Source organism: Exiguobacterium sp. s127 (assembly GCF_018618695.1).
In the GTDB taxonomy this organism is placed as follows: domain Bacteria; phylum Bacillota; class Bacilli; order Exiguobacteriales; family Exiguobacteriaceae; genus Exiguobacterium_A; species Exiguobacterium_A oxidotolerans.
This window is the reverse complement of sequence record NZ_JACSMO010000004.1, coordinates 156238-174180: the sequence shown is the minus strand read 5'-3', so window position 1 is coordinate 174180 and position 17943 is coordinate 156238. Positions and strand designations below refer to the sequence as shown.

Here is a 17943-nt window from a genome sequence, read left to right as displayed (position 1 = left end):
TGAAAAGATGATTAGGATGTCTAGTCCTGATCATCTTTTTTTGTTATATTATTTTTATATGTCTATACATGGGGTGAAGTCATGTCTATAAAGAAACAACCGAAATATGAGAAAATTGCTGATGAACTTCGCAAACGAATCCTAAATGGGGGATATGATGTCGATCAGGCGATGCCGGACGAAATCAACTTAGCAGAAGAATTCGAAGTCAGCCGGATGACGATGAAGAGAGCACTTGAGATTCTCGTCTTAGAAGGAATTATTTACCGACAACGGGGACAAGGGACGTTTATTTTACCATCGAATTTTTCACAAGGACGTATTAACGTTCTGAACAAAGAATCGCAAGGATTGACCAAATTGCTTGGGGAACGGGCTGTTAAAAGCGAAGTACTTCAATTTGAGGTGCGCTTTCCGGAGAAGGAAGTCGCACGACATTTGATGATTGAGCAAACGGATCCGGTCTATGAAATTAGACGTGTCCGCTACGTCGAAGGAGAGGCTTACGTGATTGAGCATACATTTATGCCTTCCTCCTTGATTACAGGTTTAACGAAGGCGATTCTCGATCAATCGATTTACCGCTATATTCAAGAAGAACTTGGTTATACGATTACGAGCTCGCACAAAATGATCCGTGCAGATAAACCGAATGAATGGGATCAAAAATATCTTGGAAATCTCGAAACCGATCCTGTCATCGAAGTGGAACAAGTCGTTTTTTTAGGGAACGGAAAACCATTTGAATATTCATTTTCGCGGCACCGGTATGACAAATTCGTGTTCACATCTGTGCATATCGGTCGATAAGAAGTCCCTGACGTCTCAGCGCGAAGCTGGTACGACAGGGACTCTTTTTTTGATTTAATCCGAACGCGTGAAGTAGTGAATCAATTGTTGGTTGAGGTAGGAACGGTTGTCTTCGAATTGACGTTTACGATGGCCATTGGCACCAGAGGGATGAGGAAAACCCGATAAAAGAAAATGTTTTCGAATCCGTCCTTGATGAAGTAAGGTCCGAACCGTCGCCTCAACGATTCGGCCGAGCGGAATAATCAGGGCAGGTTCGTTTAATTGATTCAATTCTGCTGCGAAGTGTTCATACGCATAGTGTCGGAGTAAAGGGATACGATCTATCTTCGGTTGATGACCACTGTAGTTTTTCCCGCGATAGAAAACAGGATGTTTTAAGATGGAGGTCGCATGGAGTAATTCCTGGTGTTCATTAAATAAAGTAGCGGTCGTCGGAATCGACAGCATTGTTGCAAAATCAAGTTCGTCCAGCATCGTTACGAGATTTCGACGCATCACACCGGAAAAGCTAGCTGAATAATTGGCGATTTTTGCCGCTTCCTCTAACGAAACGCCATGGTGTAAGGCATCGGCCATCTCTTCGAACGCGATTCGCATCTGTTCAAGTCCTGGCGTAATTCCGACGATAATGACTTTTGCGAAAGGATTGATGTAGTCACCGATTGGGGAATAATAGACCGATAACTCATGTTCTGTTTGCAATAAAAAATCTTCTGTACAAATATCTTCTCGTGTCAACGACCGGTCGACAGGCAAATCTCGAATGACTTGTTCAAAAATCGTTAAGGAATCAATCATAATATGTCCTCTCTCTCTAGTATTGGACATATAATAACAATAAATGGAACGATATACAATTTAACCCTTGTTAAATATTGTGCGAGGTTAATTGCAAAATAACGTTTGAAAAATTAAATCCCCGAATCGATTTAAGGATTCGGGGATTTAAGTCGTGTCGATTAACGTGTACTTTCTTTTACGGAAGCGACTTCATAGGTGATGATTTCACTGCCGAGCATCGGTGACTCCTGTGCCTCGCCTTCTTGCTGCGCAGGACGCTTATGCGATTCCTTGAAGTCATCACTGTTCCGCCATGCTTCGAAGTGCTTCATGTCTTCCCAGTACATGTTGACGTTCATTTCGTCATGTTCTTCGATATTTTGCGTTAAGAGAACTTCGACACGAATGAATCCGTCCATCGAGTCGAGACCACTCGGGCGTGTGAAGCGAGGTGCTAGTGCAGCAGCCATCCCTTTTTTGACTTTAATCCGGTTCGTTACGACGATCATAAAAACATCCCCTTTTATCGAATTACGTACCTCTTTAGTATAGTACGATGGAGAAAACAATGCTTGAAAGAAGGAAATTGAACTATGAATGAACAAGAATATGAAACGCGGCTCCACATTAAAACGATTGATGTCCAGCACCTCTACAATGCCTTCAGTCACTATAACCGTTATGAACCGACCCCATATGCAGCCCTGGATGAGCTATGCGCGGTCTATCCGTTTCATCCTGAGGATACGGTGATTGATTTTGGGTGCGGGAAGGGACGCTTGAACTTTTATCTCCACGATCGGTTTGACTGTTCCGTCATCGGAATCGAGATGAACGGTCAGTTTTATGAGGATGCACTGACGAATCAGATGAATTACTTAAAAAAAGTTAAAAAACGGCGCGGGAGTCTTCAATTTGAACATGTCTATGCAGAAAGTTATCCGATTCCGGTAGAAGCGACAAAATTTTATTTTTTTAACCCTTTTTCCGTTCAAATTTTTATCAAGGTCGTCAACCACATCTTACAGTCGGTCGAGCAGGCGCCACGGACCATCGATTTGATTCTTTATTATCCGGCAGATGAATACCGGTATTTTTTAGAGAACCAGACGGCGTTCGAACAAATCGAGGAAGTCCGGTTACGCGATTTATTCGAAAAAAATCATGATGAACGGTTTGTGATTTATCGATTCGCTACGTCCGACACGATGACAGAACGGGTATAACTAACTGTAGCCATTTCTTAAAAAAGAAATGAGGCGGTTGAAGTGATTCATCTCGAACATGTCACGAAAGCGTTCGCGTCGGGTAAAGGAATATTCGATGTCAGTTTTTCTGTCGAGCCGGGAATGGTCTTTGGTTTCATTGGTCCGAATGGGGCAGGGAAATCAACGGCACTTCGTCAATTGATGGGCTTGATTGCTGCTGACTCCGGTCATGCGACGATTGGTGGATTTGATTGCTGGGTTGAAACAAAAGAAGTGAAACGACTCGTCGGTTATCTGCCGGGAGAAATCAGTTTGCCGGGAGACTTTACGGGAGACCACATCTTACAGTTGATGCAACAATTGCATGGTGGGGACCGGAAGCGTCAAGCGGATTTACTTGAGCGCTTTCCGTTCGATCCGAAAACGAAGGTGCGGAAGATGTCTAAAGGTACAAAACAAAAACTCGCACTCGTCGGATGTTTCATGAAGGACGCACCGGTCTATCTCCTTGATGAGCCGACGAGCGGACTTGATCCGCTGATGCAGGAACGATTTCTGACGTGGTTAGAGGAAGAACGTCGCCTCGGAAAAGCAATCTTGATGAGTTCGCACCACTTCCCGGAGATGGAGAAGTCGTGCGACCGGGCAGCGTTGATAAAAGACGGACGAATCATCGTTGAATCCGATATCCATGAACTGATCCGGTCGAGCCGGAAACAGTATACGGTCGAATTCGGTCTTGCTGCACAGGCGGAACAATTTGCGATTCAAGTCGGGGCGACGCAAAAACAACAACGTGTCTCCTTTTTGACAAGTGACCAATTGACACTGAATCAAGTTCTCCGTCTTCTGACTGCATACGATATTCGTTCGATTCAGACGGCGGCTGATGATTTGGAGCATGTCTTTTTGCACTATTACGGGGAGGGTGACGAATCATGAGCGTGGTCGTCTGGTCTTTACTCAAGCAGAACGTCAAACCGATCGTTGCCTATTCACTTGGTACCAGTTTGTACTTATTGTTGCTCGCCGCCTTGTATCCATCGATGATGAAGACCGGTCTGCTCGAGGCAAAACTCGAAGCTCTCCCAAAAGAATTGTTACAGGCATTCCAATATGACAAGGTGACGTTCAATAATCTGCTCGATCTCTTAGCCGGCAATTATTACGGCTTGATTTTTCAAGTCATTGCGACGTTTTATATGTTGTCCCTCGCGGCACGGTTACTTGCCCGTCCGATCGACAATGGCGAATTGATTTTATATCTAGCATCCCCGATCACGCGGATTCAATATACGGCAGCAGCGCTCATCGTCATGCTGATTGCGAGTACCTGTCTCATTCTATTGAATGGGCTCGTTTTACTGATGGCGGACTGGACGATGTCTGGTATCTCGATTGATGGTATGACTTTATTGCGACTGCAAGTCAATGCCTTGTTTTTGCTGTATGCGGTTGCTGGTTTCACGTTGTTTATCGCGACACTCTTTGACGATGAGCGTCGTGCCTTTTCCGTCGCTGCCGGTGTCCTCGTCTTCTCGATTGTCTTGACGATTGGAGCGGGCTTAAGTGAAAAAACGGACTGGGTGCGTTATGGATCGATCTTCAGTTTGTTTGATACGGGACGATTGCTGGCGGGGACAGAACATTTACTGTTGCACATCCTTCTACTTGTGCTAATCTGTCTGATGTTCAGTAGTTTTGCTTTTATCAGTTTTCGAAAACGGAATTTATCGATTTGAGGCATTTTTTTGACAAAACAAAGCGAAACAGCCTTTCGAAATCTACAGAAAGTGAACATTTAGGATTTGAACGTTGCGTAAGTGCCCGATTTTTACTAAGATAAAGGAATGTTATAGTTCTGGAAAAAGAAATGAGGTCTCACTAATGAATAAACCATCCATTTATGGATTAACAATTGAGCAGATGACAGACTGGTTATCGCATCAAGGTCACAAGCCGTTCCGTGCGAAGCAGGTTTGGGATTGGCTTTATCGTAAACGTGTCACTACTTTCGCTGAAATGACGAATGTCAACAAGGATTGCCTTGAGTTGTTAGATCAGAGTTTTGCGATTGGCTCGATGACAGAATCAGTTAAACAAGAATCAGCGGACGGAACAATCAAGTTCCTCTTCAAGTTGTATGACGGCAGTTTGATTGAAACAGTCCTCATGCGTCACAAATACGGACTCTCTGTCTGTGTGACGACACAAGTCGGTTGTAACATCGGCTGCAGCTTCTGCGCGAGTGGATTGATTAAGAAGAGCCGCGATTTGTCAGCTGGTGAAATCGTCGAACAAATCATGAACGTCCAACATCACCTCGATGCTGTCGGTAAAGAAGAACGTGTCAGCCACGTCGTCGTCATGGGTATCGGTGAGCCGTTTGATAACTTCGACAACATGGTCGACTTCTTGAACGTCATCAAAGATCACAACGGTCTTGCGATCGGTGCACGTCACATCACTGTTTCGACAAGTGGTCTTGCTGATAAAATCTACAAATTCGCAGATTTAAAACTTCAAGTGAACTTGGCGATTTCATTGCACGCACCAAACAACGAGTTGCGCACACAAATCATGAAAATCAACCGTGCGATTCCACTCGAAAAATTGATGCCTGCCATCGATTATTACGTGAAGACGACGAATCGTAAAATTACGATTGAGTACATCTTACTTCGTGGAGTCAATGACCAAAAAGCACAAGCAATCGAACTTGCGAAATTATTCGAAGACAAACGTCACTTGACGTATGTCAACTTGATTCCGTACAACCCGGTTGATGAGCATGGTCAATATCAACGGAGTACGTCAGAAGATATCTCGACATTCTACGATACGTTGAAAAAGAACGGTCTCAACTGTGGTGTTCGTCTCGAGCACGGGACAGACATCGATGCAGCATGTGGACAGTTACGTAGTAAACAAATCAAAAAAGATAAAGTCGCAGCAAAATAAGCAAGTGGAGCTTCCTGTCACTCTGACGGGAAGCTCTTTTGACGTCCTGCGGAAAGTAGCGCATAATGAGAGGTCATGAGATGTACGGTCAATTCGAAACTATATAATAAATGAGGGATTCACATGCCAAAAAAACCATTCACTGATTTTCAACTCAGTTCACCAATTTTAAAAGCGATTGAACAACTTGGTTACCATACTCCGACGGATGTCCAACAAGCCGTCATTCCGGTCGCCTTGTCTGAAAAAGATATCATCGTCAAATCACGCACAGGAAGCGGGAAAACGGCATCGTTCGGCATTCCACTCTGTGAACTCGTCGAGTGGGAAGAAAATAAACCACAAGCGCTAATTTTGACACCGACACGTGAACTGGCGCTGCAAGTCACGGAAGACGTGATGAACATCGGGCGTTACAAGCGGATTAAAGCGACAGCCGTTTTCGGGAAACAGCCGTTCCGTGGTCAGGTCACGGAATTAAAACAGAAGACCCATATCGTCGTCGGAACACCAGGTCGTGTGCTCGATCACCTCGAGCGAGGGACACTTTCGCTTGAAAAGGTCAAATACCTTGTCCTGGATGAAGCGGATGAGATGCTGAACATGGGCTTCCTCGAGCAAGTCGATACGATTTTAAAACAACTGCCGACACAACGGACGACGATGTTGTTCTCAGCGACGTTCCCGCAAGACATTCACAAGCTGAGCGAACGTTACATGCAGTCGCCGAAAGAGGTCGAAATCACGACAAATGCAACCGAAATCGCTCAAATCGATCACAGTTATATTTCTGTAACCGATAAGACGAAATTTGCAATCCTGAAAGACGTCACGGTCGTCGAAAATCCGGACCGTTGTATGATTTTCTGCCGGACGAAGGAACATGTCGATTTCGTCGCCCAAGGACTGACGGCAATGGAGTATCCGGTCGAGAAAATTCACGGCGGAATGGAGCAGGACGAGCGCCTTGCGGTCATGAAGGCATTCCGTGCAGGCGAATTCCGTTACTTGGTCGCGACAGACGTCGCAGCACGTGGAATTGACATCGAAAACATCACCCACGTCATCCAGTACGACATGCCGGTCGAAAAAGAAAGTTATGTGCACCGTACGGGTCGGACAGGGCGTGCCGGCGCAATGGGGAAAGCAATCAGCCTCGTGACGGAAGCGGATATGCGCCGTCTTCGTGAAGTCGAACAGTACCGTGGCGAAGCAATCGAAAAACGTCAAGCACCGACGGAACGTGAATTGATTCGGACGGCAGATGCGTTCGAAGAGAAAATCACGACGACGGATGTCCGCACATCAAAAACACAACAACTGAACGCTGACATCATGAAGCTCTATTTCAATGGCGGGAAGAAAAAGAAACTTCGGGCCGTTGATTTTGTCGGAACGATTGCGAAAATCGAAGGGATGACTGCTCAGGATATCGGGATCATCACGATTCAAGATACGGTAACGTATGTCGAGATTCTGAACGGTAAAGGACCACTCGTCTTACGCGCGATGAAGACGACGAAGGTCAAAGGGAAACAACTGAAAGTATATGAAGCGTTTAAAAAATAAGAACTGAATGAAAAACAGCCGTTTTGAGAGAGCTTTACTCTCCCGAAACGGCTGTTTTTTGCTGTAAGACTTGTCCGAGGTGGAGACCGCTCGCCGCTGCTTGCGAAAGCGAATGGGTCGCGCCAGAACAATCCCCGATTGCATACAGTCCCGTGATGTCTGTTTCGAAGTCACGGGAGGTCGCGAGGACCGGAGCGTAAAACTTCCCGTCCATTCCGTAAAGCAATGTATCAGGGGAGAGCGGAGTTTCGAGCAAACGTTCGAGCCGCTCGAAAAATCCGAGTAACACGGTGAGATCTGTGTCCGGGACCTCGTCGAGCAGGTTTCCTGGTGTTGCTTCGAGCGTCGGGACGACTTGATTGTGAGCGATTCCGGTTGCTGTAGAAGCTACACCGGCAAGCAAGTCACCGAGACGTTGGACGACAATCCGGTCCGACCCCTGGTTGATTTGTCCGATGACTGAAGTCGCAAATTGATTCGCTGCGGTCAACGTATCGAAATAGCGTGGTAAAAACAACGTGAAGTTTAAATTTGCCGTCCCCGTCGTCTGTTCGCGGAAATTTTGTCCGTCCGGCATGACGAGACCTTCTTGATATTTGCGGATGATCCGACCGGTCGGATTCATGCAGTAGGTGACGGCCGTTCCAGCGTCAGATGCGTATGCCAGTTTCGTTTCGAACGTGTCCTGTAATACAGTCCGAAAAGGCGCTTCATCCATTTCAATCCGAATCCCGAGGTCGAGTCGTGTTTTCGTTTGCACCAGACCGAGCTGCTTTAGCTGCTGGCGCATCCAGTCCGTTCCGGAACGTCCGGTCGCAAGCACGACTCGTCGGCTCGAGAACGTCTCTGACGCTGTTTTGAGTGTGAATGTAGTATCCGCTTGTTTCTGTATCTGTTCGACTTGCGTCGAAAAGCGGAACGTGACCGTCTGCATCAACATGTCCTCCAGTCGGGCGAGCACCTGTTTCGTAAGTGAAGTTCCGAGATGACGGACGGACGTCTCGATTGTATGTAAACCAGCGTCTTCAGCACGCGCCGCAAATGACGCATTATGAGTGGAATACAAAGGGACCTCCAGTGCTCCGTACTGACACAGGACAGCATCGACTTGTTGCATTAAGCGAAGTGTCGCTTCCGGACCTAACTTTTGTTCCAGTTCGCCCCCGAACTCTGTTGAATAATTGTATTTTCCTTCTGATTTACCGAGTCCGCCAAAGCCGAGGTAAGCGTCTGTCACGGTTCTTTCGGCTAACGGTTTTCCGGCGTCAATCACTAAGACGGATTGTCCGTCCTGTACGAGTTCGTGTGCCAGAAAAATTCCGGCGACACCTGCGCCGATGATCGTTACGTCATACACCTGCATCCGCTCCTTTTTCGTTCAGTATACAAAAGGATTGAGCCGAATTGAACTTTAATGCAGAGTAGGGACAGGAATATAGCAAAAAAAGCACCCCGTAAAACGAGGTGCTCAGCGTGTAGACAAACGCTTATGAAGCGTGAACATGTTATATCGAGAGGCAATCCGTTTGCGCTTCCCTGTCACGCCTCGTCTTCAAAGCGGCAATCTTCCGCGCCGCTACAGCAAAGCTGCAGGGTCGCGACCGATTGCTTTTCGCGGTTCTAAGCGATTCGAGACGGATTGCGTTCTAAACCGTCTGCCATCCCGGCTTTGCGTCACGACGTTACCTAAAAAGCGTCATTTTTCTGTGGACTCCTACGGGGAAAAGTGCGTTTTTAACGCACGTTCAGAGGCAGGCAAGACCCTGCTCATTGTCCGTGAGGATCAAGGAGCAACGGCTTCCGCCTCGCCCGAGGAAAGCAACGAAAAAAGACGCTTTTATCTCCCGATAGAACTTTGTCTACAGTCGGAGCACCCCGTTAAAACGAGGTGCTCTCTTCGTCGTGCGGATTGCTTATTTCCAATCTGTGATGTCGTTGATTGGAAGACGGACTGATGGATATCCTGCGTCAACGGCTTTCCCGATTGAAAGGAGCATGACAGGGAGGTAACGATCTTTATCCATGCCGAAAGCTTCAGCGATTTGATCTTTTTCGTACCCACCGATTGGGTTCGTATCGTAACCGTGCGCACGAGCGACGAGCATCAATTGCATGGAAACAAGACCGGAGTCGATCAAGATGCTGTCACGAAGTGTGTCTGTATCTTCTGGGCTGTAGAATCCTTTAATTGCTGGTACTTGGCGATCGCGGACTTCTTGCGGCATAAGCCCTTTTTCAACAGCCATGTCGTAGATTGTATCGATGCTATCAACCGCATTCATGTCGCCGAACACAGCGATGACAGCAGATGATGTCTCGACTTGGACTTGGTTGAACTTCGCGAGTGGAGCGAGTGTCGCTTTTCCTTCTTCGCTGTCGATGACGAGGAAACGCCATGGTTGCATGTTGACGGAAGACGGTGCGAGTGTTGCTTCTTCAAGAATTTGTGTCATTTCTTCTTTTGAGATTTTTACGTCCGTGTCGTAGTTGCGGATTGAGCGACGGCCTTTTACGATTTCCATAAAGTCAGTAGTTGTTTGAGTTGTCATAGTATTCAATCTCCCTTGTTGTGTTCTCTATTTTTTGATGAAGCGAATCGAACTTATTTCCAGTCTGCGATATCGTTGATTGGAAGACGGACTGATGGGTATCCTGCATCAACAGCTTTCCCGATTGAAAGGAGCATGACTGGTACATAACGATCTTTATCCATGCCGAAAGCTTCAGCGATTTGATCTTTTTCGTATCCACCGATCGGGTTCGTATCGTAACCGTGTGCGCGAGCGACGAGCATCAATTGCATGGAAGCAAGACCTGAGTCGATCAAGATGCTGTCTTTAAGTGCACTAGCAGGAACGTTTTCATACATACCTTTGATTGCCGGAACTTGACGATCGCGGACTTCTTGCGGCATAAGTCCTTGTGCGACGGCCGTATCGTAAATGTTTTCGAGTTGATCGATGGCGTTCATGTCACCGAAGACAGCGATGACAGCAGATGATGTCTCGACTTGGACTTGGTTGAACTTCGCGAGTGGAGCGAGCGTCGCTTTTCCTTCTTCGCTGTCGATGACGAGGAAACGCCATGGTTGCATGTTGACTGAAGACGGTGCGAGTGTTGCTTCTTCAAGAATTTGTGTCATTTCTTCTTTTGAGATTTTTACGTCCGTGTCGTAGTTGCGGATTGAACGACGGCCTTTTACGATTTCCATAAAGTCAGTAGATGTTTGTGTTGTCATGAGTAAGCTCTCCTTTTTTATCGTGCAGTAGTTTTAGGTAATGTTAACGCGTTATCTTCAATGCGCTGAATCATTTGTGCGAGTTGATCTTGTTCTTCTTCAGTAAAGCCGGTTAACAGACTTTCCAAGAAGTCATCTTTTTGCTGGCGCAATTGTGTGATACGCGTGGCACCCTCTGCAGTTAATGAGACGAGGATGACACGGTTATCGCTCTCAGAACGGACACGTTGAATCATTCCGTTCGTTTCGAGATGTTTTAAATGTCGCGTCACAGCAGCGTTGTCGACATTGACGCGTTGCTGCAATTCTTTTTGACTAATCGTCTTTCCGACCTCGAGTTGGGCTAGTAAGTCCATCCGAGTCTGACTGAAGCCATCTGTACATAAATCAAATTTTTGCGCAATCGTCTTATTGACCGAGACGAGCGCATAAATGAGGCGTCCTTTTTCCGTACAAGAAATACTCAAATCATCACATCCTTCCCTTCGTTCCAAGAAACCTTTGACGTATCAAAGATTGATATGTAAACGAATATAACGTGTATTTTTTCTAGGTGCAACTAATCTGCTTCATCCACGAAAAAAAGATACCATTTCTTTCGAAACGATATCGAGTCAGGCGGCTCAGCTGATTTTTTGTTCGTTCGGTCGAACGACCCCAGCATCGATTGCGGCAATCATCCGCCGGAAATAGACTAACCAAAATTGAAGAAACGGTCCAATCAAAAAGATCGAGAGGATGGTCCCGAAAAAGACGGGGCCACCGAGTAACCAACCGAGACCACATGCCGTTATCTCCATGATTGTCCGCATCATCCGGATTGAGGTTCCGAAACGATCCGCTAACGTCAAGGTCAATCCGTCACGTGGACCGGCGCCGTATCCGACGGCGACGTAAAGTCCTGCCCCCATGCCGATGATGAAAATACCGAAGATGAGCCATACAGCGTTTAGCCAGACAGCTGAAAACGACGGAAGCAAATGAGAACCAAGTACGAGGTTCATGAAGACACCGACGAAAATTGCATTGACGAGTGTCCCGACTTGCGGTCGAATCCGGTCGAGTAAGTATTTGACGAGGACGAGCAGCAGACCGACGAGAAGAATGACCGTCCCGACTGACAAAGGTGTTTTGTTTTGAAGACCGAGATGCAGGACATCCCAAGTCGAGACACCGAGGTTAGCGGTGATCATGATGGAGGAACCGACGGCGAGTAAAAAGAGACCGCTTAAAAATAAGAACCACTTCAACGTTGCGCGCAGCAACCAGGACGTATGGAAACGTTTGAACATCGTTGCGTGTCACCTCGATTCAATAAGATACGTATTCGTTAACTGTATCACGTTCGTGGACTAAAGCAGAAGCAACAAATTGTCGAATGTCCAACTTGAGAAGGAGGGAGGTACGGCGAACGTCTCGTATACTTAAAGAAAGAAGAGGAGGGACGTCGATGCGATTGATCCGCCATCTCATCCGTTTTACATATCTTGAAGCGCTCTGTTGTATCTTTCCAGTAGCCATCTTTGCTGCACTCGCCTTGTCACGTTATTTGCCGAGTGAACCGATTGCCCGTTATGACATCCTGTTACTGTGGTGTCTGTTCGTCCAAGTCGCTTTACTCGTGACCCGTTATGAGACGAAAGAAGAGTTCAAGCTGATTCTTATTTTTCACGTCATCGGGTTAGGACTTGAGCTGTTTAAAGTCCATGTCGGTTCATGGAGTTATCCGGAAGACGCATTTTCGAAGGTGCTGGGTGTTCCGCTCTATGCGGGCTTCATGTATGCCAGTGTCGCGAGTTACATCTGTCAGGCGTTTCGGCGACTTGATCTTCGGTTTACGTCCTTTCCACGTCCGACCCTCGCACTTGCTGTCGGGAGTTTGATTTACTTAAACTTTTTTACGCACCACTGGATGCTCGATTTACGGTGGTTCTTGATGGGACTCGTCATCGTCGTCTTCTTTAAATCGTGGGTCTACTTCCGACTAGAGGATACGGTTTACCGTCTCCCGCTTGTCTTATCATTTTTACTAATTGCCTGGTTCATTTGGCTGGCGGAAAACATCGTCACCTTTTTTAAGGGCTGGGTCTATCCGCATCAGCAAGAGGGGTGGGCACTTGTCGATTTTGGCAAATTATCGTCTTGGTTCTTACTCGTCATCATTACCGTCTTGATTGTCGTCGTCGAAAAATACCGAAGTGGCGACTCCGCAGTCGAAGTTAAATCGTAACCCATAACAAAAAAATACCAGGTTGTTTTTTTGCGCGGGTGAAGCATCATGACCTTGCTATAGTTGGAAAAAATAGCAAAGGGGTTTTTAACATGATGCATCACGTAATCGAACGAGCGAAGGAGTTAGTTACAAGCAAACTGAACATCGTCGAGACAGCAGACGACTGGGGTTTGTTACTTGAAGAAATCAACGGAATCGATGAATGGGTCCAGCTGTCGCAGTACTACGCGCCACGTCAAACAACGACGAAACTAGTAGAACGTCCGGAAACACCATCTAGCCTCCCGATCAAAATGATCCAGGAACGGAAGGAAGAAGTTGAACGGATTGTCGAACAACGGTATTCCTATACGTTCGAACGGCAATTAAAGGGCGGCTCGTTACGGGAATGGCCAAACAGTCATGTCTCAGAAACAGAAATCCGTGACTGGAACCTGGAGCATGGGATGGAAGTCCGTGTCCAAGTCCTACATCAAGATGAGCGCCGGACGTCGCTTGAAATCTTAGCCGTCGTCGCGACGGATCAAGTAAAACCACTTGCAGAGCGAATCGTTTTTGAAAAGTGTATCGTCAAGAACCATGGCATCATCGAAGCAACGATTGACGGTCCACTGCAAGATGAGACGGGAAAACCGTTCTATTACACGACACCACTCGAAGACATGCGGTTCTTCCAACTGAAAGCAGGTCAACTCGTCGACCTCGTCATGTGGAAAGGTCATCCGGAGACATTGACGATTGTCTGGAAACACGCATTTCATTACGAAGTACCGACCATGACGGAATTACCGGCACGCGACGTATCGAGTGGTTCGCCCGAGTCCGCCACTGCGTCACCTGCAAACAAACAGGCGAAAACAGGACGCTACGACAAGATGATGCAACGGAAACCGAAGGCGAAGAAAGTCAAAAAAGAGCGGCGCCTCCGGGAAAAGAAAGTCCAGCAACTCGAACGTCTCGATACGACGACATTACCAGGTCAACCAATCGAATTCGTCGATAAAACGGCACTCGATTTTGCTTCCTACGACGGCATGCGTCTCGTCATCGTCGGTAATGAGCAACAGCGCGCCGTCTACCGCGACTTCTTTGCGGAGACGGGAGTCGAATTAATCCATCTTGGCGGTGATGCCCAAGCTGCGAAAAAAATTGCCTGTCTCGCGAAAAAGACAGATGCGATTGTCGTCATCAAAAGTCGCGTCTCCCACGCAGCAGCGGCACATGTCCTCGTGCAAGCAAAAAAGCACGATATTCCGTTTGCGATTGAACGACTCGATGGACGACGCTCTTTGTATACGGCGTGCCAGCAACAACTTGAAAAAGCAATGGTCCAACGTTTACTAAAAGACGAGCGTTAAAAAGTGAAACCTCCTCAAAAATAAACCGTAAAGAAAGGTAGCACTTATTTTTGAGGAGGATCTTTCGATGTCAAAACAATTAAAATTAGCAGCGCGCGAGTCGTTGCAGGGACGATGGGGCTTCATGGCATTAATGATGTTGTTGTTCTTAATCATTCAAGGCGTTCCGAACGGATTTGCGTCCTCACCCGAAGAGGATTTCCAATTTATCGACTTGATTGGTATGCTCTTGACGGTGTTGACCTTACCGGTTGCAATGGGATGGTCATGGCTCGCCCTATCTGTCGCCCGAGACGAGCAGACGAAAGTCGCCGATTTGTTTGAGCCGTACAAAATGTTCTTGAAAGCCATTGGAGTGTCAATCGTCCAAACCTTTTTCTTAGGGCTATGGTTCTTACTTTTCATCATTCCAGGAATCATTAAGTCATTCTCTTACATGTTGACGTATTACATCATTCGGGACGAACCATCGATTGGCATCCTTGATGCCATTACACGTTCACGCCAAATGATGGATGGACACAAAAAAGAGGCGTTTTTCCTCGTCCTTTCGTTCATCGGTTGGTTCTTGCTCGGAATTGTTACGATCGGAATCGGTTTCCTCTGGATTGGCCCGTACTTCAGCGTCACAATCGCGAAGTTCTACGATCGCGTGCGTGGGGAAGAAGTTTCGACGACTGGTCACCGGACAGCCATGATGGATGCAAATCACAATGACTCACCGTTCGTATCACCAGAATGAATTGATTTTGAACAGCACCATACAAAGCAGGGATTGCCATCTTAAACCGATGTGCAATTCCTGTTTTTAGCTTCTAGACAAAGAAGTATCAAGAAACAGAGTGATTTTCCAAATGTTTTTTAATTCCGATAGGAAAAGAAGGTTTAAAGGTTGCTTTACTCTGCTAAAAGATGTACGCTAATTTCAATTATTCTTATCACGAGAAGTCGAGGGACTGGCCCGACGACACTTCAGCAACCCCGCATGAGCGGAAGGTGCTACTTCCAAGAGGAATTTATTCCTTTGAAGATAAGAGCCGACAGTAGATATTCGTCGCTCTTTTCTAAACGAAAAGAGCGATTTTTTATGCAAAAAGGGGGCACAGGGGATGGAATACGGATTTTGGTTACCAATCTTCGGGGGTTGGTTACGAAACGTCGAGGAGGAACAAATGCCAGCGACATTCGATTATGCGAAACAAGTCGCACAGACGGCAGAACGGATTGGCTTTTCTACGACATTGATTGCAGAATTGAACTTAAACGACATTAAAGGAATAGCCGAACCGAGTCTTGAGGCGTGGACGACGGCAGCGGCGATTGCGGCGACAACGGAACGGTTGGAAATCATGACAGCCGTCCGGCCCGGTTTTCATAATCCGGCGACGACAGCAAAAATGGCGGCGAACCTCGATCAGTTGAGTAACGGACGTTTTACGCTCAACGTCGTCTCGGCCTGGTGGGAGGAAGAAGCCCGTCAATACAATGGGATTTTTACAGCCCATGACGAACGATATGCCCGGACGGAAGAATTCGTGACGGTCATGAAAGGATTATGGGCGGACGCATCACCCTATAGTTTTGATGGGGCGTACTATCAGCTGGAACGGGCAGAGCTTCACCCGAAACCCGTTCAGCGTCCCGGAATCAAGCTCTACGCTGGTGGTGAGAGTGAGACGGGGAAACAGACGATCGTCAATCACTGTGATGCCTATGTCATGCATGGAGGAACGGTCGATGAAGTCGCGACGAAAATTACGGATATGAAAACCCGCCGCGCGGCGACCGGGAAGCAGCCGCTTGCGAGTTTCGGACTGGCGGCCTACATCATCTGTCGCGAGACGGAAGAAGCGGCGCTCGAAGAATGGCACCGGATTACGAACGTTAAAGAAGACGGTGCCGGATATGCCGGGTATGACGACTTCGTCAGTAAATCGCAACTCGAACAACAGGTCAAACGAAATGACTATTCGGTCTCAAACCGGGGACTGCGTCCGAACTTGATTGGGACGCCGGATCAAATCGCAGAACGGATTCTTGAATTTGAAGCAGTCGGCGTGACATTGCTCTTGCTTCAATTTTCTCCGCAACTCGAAGAAATGGAACGCTTTGCCCGCGAGGTCATGCCACGCGTCGAAGCGAAACGAAAGGTAGGTCAACTAAAATGACGAAAATTCATATCTTACACGAAAATCAGGAATGGACGGATCATTTAATCAAGCGACTCGAGGAACTCAACTTACCGTATGAACAGTGGCACCTCAACGAAGGGGTCGTCCCACTCGATGAAACACCACCGGAAGGCGTTTTTTACAGCCGGATGAGTGCCTCGTCCCATACGCGCGGGCACCGCTATGCACCAGAATTGACGGAAGGGTTCCTCGCTTGGCTCGAAGAACATGACCGGACCGTTTTCAACGGAACCCGTGCGTTACGACTCGAGGTCAGTAAGGTCAACCAATACACCGCCTTACGAAAAGCAGGTATCCGTGTTCCGAAAACGACGGCAGCCGTCGGACGTGATCAAATCGTCCAAGCCGCTCAAAACATCGGAGTATCGTCGTTCATCACGAAACACAATCGTGCCGGTAAAGGACTCGGCGTTCAATTGTTCCACTCGATTGAAGCACTCGAGACGTATCTTGACGGACCGACATTCGATGAGCCGGTCGACGGCATCACGTTGATTCAAGAGTACATTCAAGCACCTGAACCCTACATTACGCGTTGTGAATTCGTCGGTGGTAAGTTCGTCTATGCGGTCCGTGTCGATACGTCGGAAGGATTCGAGCTCTGCCCCGCGGATGTTTGTGTCATCGATGATTTGTTCTGCCCGGTCGGAGAAGAGGCGGCAGAGACACCGATGAAATTCCAAATTGTCGACGGGTTCGATGACCCGATCATCGCCCAGTATGAAGCGTTCCTGCAAGAAAATAAAATCGCGGTCGCCGGGATTGAGTTCATCAAGGATGCAGACGGGACGATTTATACGTACGACGTCAATACGAATACGAATTACAATTCGGACGCTGAAGCGGCAGCTGGGAAGTTCGGGATGCTGGAACTCGCAACATTCCTTGGTCATGCGTTAGAACGTCAAACCGTGAAGTGAACATCAAAAACCACTTGAAGTAAGAAAAATACCCTGATTGTGCCGGAGTCGAGCGTTAGAACGACGGACATCAGGGTATTTTTAAACTAAAAGGAGGTGGTGTCATGGTGACGTGGCGTGAAGAAAAAGTACTTGCGATTCCAATCGAACAGGCGTGGCATCTGTTTGATCACGATCGACTGCAACGACTCATTCCGGGTGTCGTCCAGCATGAGGTGATTGAACGTAAGCCGGGCGTCGTCGGATCGACGTACCGGCAAACCTACATGCAAGGGAATCGTCTTGAAACCTACATCGTGACCGATCTCGCTTATACGAATGAACCGGACTATAAACAAAATACGATTGGTTTTACGTTAGCGAAGATGTTTCGCCTTGAGATGTCGTTTGCGCTGAAGCGAATTGATGCGACGAGCTGCCGTTTGATTTACACGGGGAAAAATGAAGGCGTCAACTTCGTCGGTCGCAGTCTCTTATCGTTAGGCGGAGAACGTGAAAACGAGAAAATCGTCAAAGGATTTCTCGAGCGGCTCGAAAAAGAAGTGAAGCAAATCCAAGAATAAAAAGGTACGCTTACTCTCGATTACTGCGAGAATAGGTGTACCTTTTTAAGTAAGGAAGATGATACTTAACAAAAAAATATAAACGTATTTACAAAAAACTGCCCCCGA

The 17943-nt window shown here is 47.2% G+C and carries 19 protein-coding genes and 1 riboswitch; of the genes, 12 read left to right on the top strand and 7 right to left on the bottom strand.

Features of this window, described 5'->3' with window-relative positions; all coding sequences use genetic code 11:
• The first annotated feature begins 81 nt into the window (after positions 1-81).
• Positions 82-810: a GntR family transcriptional regulator gene (locus KNP98_RS07520; protein ID WP_088838246.1), complete on the top strand. Its 729-nt coding sequence runs from the start codon at positions 82-84 to the stop codon at positions 808-810.
• A 54-nt stretch (positions 811-864) separates the two neighbouring features.
• Here KNP98_RS07520 and KNP98_RS07515 read toward each other — a convergent pair whose 3' ends face one another.
• Positions 865-1611 carry a uracil-DNA glycosylase family protein gene (locus KNP98_RS07515; protein WP_088838245.1) on the bottom strand — a complete coding sequence of 249 codons (747 nt, stop codon included), beginning with the start codon at positions 1609-1611 and terminating at the stop codon, positions 865-867.
• 161 nt (positions 1612-1772) lie between these two features.
• Positions 1773-2102 carry a heme oxygenase gene (locus KNP98_RS07510; RefSeq protein WP_029332105.1) on the bottom strand — a complete coding sequence of 110 codons (330 nt, stop codon included), beginning with the start codon at positions 2100-2102 and terminating at the stop codon, positions 1773-1775.
• A gap of 84 nt (positions 2103-2186) precedes the next feature.
• Here KNP98_RS07510 and KNP98_RS07505 point away from each other — a divergent pair, with 84 nt between their 5' ends.
• From KNP98_RS07505 to KNP98_RS07485, 5 genes are all read left to right on the top strand, one after another.
• Positions 2187-2819, top strand: coding sequence for a methyltransferase (locus KNP98_RS07505; protein ID WP_214766294.1), 633 nt, complete (start codon positions 2187-2189; stop codon positions 2817-2819).
• A 42-nt stretch (positions 2820-2861) separates the two neighbouring features.
• A complete protein-coding gene (locus tag KNP98_RS07500; RefSeq protein WP_214802345.1) occupies positions 2862-3743 on the top strand; it encodes an ABC transporter ATP-binding protein in 882 nt (293 codons plus the stop codon).
• Positions 3740-4543 (top strand): ABC transporter permease subunit, encoded by an 804-nt coding sequence (locus KNP98_RS07495; RefSeq protein ID WP_214811029.1) that lies wholly within the window; start codon positions 3740-3742, stop codon positions 4541-4543. Before KNP98_RS07500 ends, KNP98_RS07495 begins: the two co-directional genes overlap by 4 nt.
• Before the next feature lie 145 nt (positions 4544-4688).
• The gene (gene rlmN / locus KNP98_RS07490; RefSeq protein WP_088838241.1) at positions 4689-5762 is read left to right on the top strand and encodes a dual-specificity RNA methyltransferase RlmN; all 1074 of its coding nucleotides are present in this window, start codon (positions 4689-4691) and stop codon (positions 5760-5762) included.
• A 123-nt stretch (positions 5763-5885) separates the two neighbouring features.
• A complete protein-coding gene (locus tag KNP98_RS07485) occupies positions 5886-7331 on the top strand; it encodes a DEAD/DEAH box helicase (RefSeq protein WP_214766300.1) in 1446 nt (481 codons plus the stop codon).
• A gap of 34 nt (positions 7332-7365) precedes the next feature.
• Here KNP98_RS07485 and KNP98_RS07480 read toward each other — a convergent pair whose 3' ends face one another.
• The 5 genes from KNP98_RS07480 to KNP98_RS07460 all read right to left on the bottom strand — a co-directional run bounded on the left by KNP98_RS07480 (position 7366) and on the right by KNP98_RS07460 (position 11861).
• Positions 7366-8688: an NAD(P)/FAD-dependent oxidoreductase gene (locus KNP98_RS07480; protein ID WP_214811028.1), complete on the bottom strand. Its 1323-nt coding sequence runs from the start codon at positions 8686-8688 to the stop codon at positions 7366-7368.
• Between the two features lie 556 nt (positions 8689-9244).
• The gene (locus KNP98_RS07475; RefSeq protein WP_029332098.1) at positions 9245-9880 is read right to left on the bottom strand and encodes a nitroreductase family protein; all 636 of its coding nucleotides are present in this window, start codon (positions 9878-9880) and stop codon (positions 9245-9247) included.
• Between the two features lie 53 nt (positions 9881-9933).
• On the bottom strand, positions 9934-10569 hold the full coding sequence (locus KNP98_RS07470; RefSeq protein ID WP_088838238.1) for a nitroreductase family protein: 636 nt from the start codon (positions 10567-10569) through the stop codon (positions 9934-9936).
• Positions 10570-10586: 17 nt separating this feature from the next.
• Positions 10587-11036: a MarR family winged helix-turn-helix transcriptional regulator gene (locus KNP98_RS07465; protein ID WP_239456778.1), complete on the bottom strand. Its 450-nt coding sequence runs from the start codon at positions 11034-11036 to the stop codon at positions 10587-10589.
• A gap of 156 nt (positions 11037-11192) precedes the next feature.
• Entirely contained in the window at positions 11193-11861 is a 669-nt protein-coding gene (locus KNP98_RS07460; RefSeq protein ID WP_088838236.1) for a YczE/YyaS/YitT family protein, read from the bottom strand.
• Positions 11862-12019: 158 nt separating this feature from the next.
• Between KNP98_RS07460 and KNP98_RS07455 the strand changes: the two genes are divergently transcribed.
• The 6 genes from KNP98_RS07455 (at position 12020) to KNP98_RS07430 (ending at position 17835) form a co-directional block, all read left to right on the top strand.
• The gene (locus KNP98_RS07455; RefSeq protein WP_214811026.1) at positions 12020-12799 is read left to right on the top strand and encodes a DUF817 domain-containing protein; all 780 of its coding nucleotides are present in this window, start codon (positions 12020-12022) and stop codon (positions 12797-12799) included.
• Positions 12800-12891: 92 nt separating this feature from the next.
• Positions 12892-14160 carry a DUF2325 domain-containing protein gene (locus tag KNP98_RS07450; RefSeq protein ID WP_214811024.1) on the top strand — a complete coding sequence of 423 codons (1269 nt, stop codon included), beginning with the start codon at positions 12892-12894 and terminating at the stop codon, positions 14158-14160.
• 67 nt (positions 14161-14227) lie between these two features.
• Positions 14228-14902 (top strand): DUF975 family protein, encoded by a 675-nt coding sequence (locus tag KNP98_RS07445; protein ID WP_088838233.1) that lies wholly within the window; start codon positions 14228-14230, stop codon positions 14900-14902.
• Positions 14903-15092: 190 nt separating this feature from the next.
• Positions 15093-15197: riboswitch (SAM riboswitch) on the top strand.
• Positions 15198-15269: 72 nt separating this feature from the next.
• A complete protein-coding gene (locus KNP98_RS07440; RefSeq protein ID WP_214770232.1) occupies positions 15270-16328 on the top strand; it encodes an LLM class flavin-dependent oxidoreductase in 1059 nt (352 codons plus the stop codon).
• Entirely contained in the window at positions 16325-17272 is a 948-nt protein-coding gene (locus tag KNP98_RS07435; protein ID WP_214811023.1) for an ATP-grasp domain-containing protein, read from the top strand. The genes KNP98_RS07440 and KNP98_RS07435 overlap by 4 nt, the downstream gene beginning before the upstream one ends.
• Positions 17273-17376: 104 nt before the next feature.
• Positions 17377-17835, top strand: a complete 459-nt coding sequence (locus tag KNP98_RS07430; RefSeq protein WP_088838230.1) for an SRPBCC family protein — start codon at positions 17377-17379, stop codon at positions 17833-17835.
• Positions 17836-17943: the final 108 nt, after the last annotated feature.

Bases quoted from the DNA above. Each gene is read 5' to 3' on its own strand.
- KNP98_RS07520 (WP_088838246.1), top strand. From the start codon at position 82: ATGTCTATAAAGAAACAACCGAAATATGAGAAAATTGCTGATGAACTT.
- KNP98_RS07515 (WP_088838245.1), bottom strand. From the start codon at position 1,611: ATGATTGATTCCTTAACGATTTTTGAACAAGTCATTCGAGATTTGCCT.
- KNP98_RS07510 (WP_029332105.1), bottom strand. From the start codon at position 2,102: ATGATCGTCGTAACGAACCGGATTAAAGTCAAAAAAGGGATGGCTGCT.
- KNP98_RS07505 (WP_214766294.1), top strand. From the start codon at position 2,187: ATGAATGAACAAGAATATGAAACGCGGCTCCACATTAAAACGATTGAT.
- KNP98_RS07495 (WP_214811029.1), top strand. From the start codon at position 3,740: ATGAGCGTGGTCGTCTGGTCTTTACTCAAGCAGAACGTCAAACCGATC.
- rlmN (WP_088838241.1), top strand. From the start codon at position 4,689: ATGAATAAACCATCCATTTATGGATTAACAATTGAGCAGATGACAGAC.
- KNP98_RS07485 (WP_214766300.1), top strand. From the start codon at position 5,886: ATGCCAAAAAAACCATTCACTGATTTTCAACTCAGTTCACCAATTTTA.
- KNP98_RS07475 (WP_029332098.1), bottom strand. From the start codon at position 9,880: ATGACAACTCAAACAACTACTGACTTTATGGAAATCGTAAAAGGCCGT.
- KNP98_RS07470 (WP_088838238.1), bottom strand. From the start codon at position 10,569: ATGACAACACAAACATCTACTGACTTTATGGAAATCGTAAAAGGCCGT.
- KNP98_RS07460 (WP_088838236.1), bottom strand. From the start codon at position 11,861: ATGTTCAAACGTTTCCATACGTCCTGGTTGCTGCGCGCAACGTTGAAG.
- KNP98_RS07455 (WP_214811026.1), top strand. From the start codon at position 12,020: ATGCGATTGATCCGCCATCTCATCCGTTTTACATATCTTGAAGCGCTC.
- KNP98_RS07450 (WP_214811024.1), top strand. From the start codon at position 12,892: ATGATGCATCACGTAATCGAACGAGCGAAGGAGTTAGTTACAAGCAAA.
- KNP98_RS07445 (WP_088838233.1), top strand. From the start codon at position 14,228: ATGTCAAAACAATTAAAATTAGCAGCGCGCGAGTCGTTGCAGGGACGA.
- KNP98_RS07440 (WP_214770232.1), top strand. From the start codon at position 15,270: ATGGAATACGGATTTTGGTTACCAATCTTCGGGGGTTGGTTACGAAAC.
- KNP98_RS07435 (WP_214811023.1), top strand. From the start codon at position 16,325: ATGACGAAAATTCATATCTTACACGAAAATCAGGAATGGACGGATCAT.
- KNP98_RS07430 (WP_088838230.1), top strand. From the start codon at position 17,377: ATGGTGACGTGGCGTGAAGAAAAAGTACTTGCGATTCCAATCGAACAG.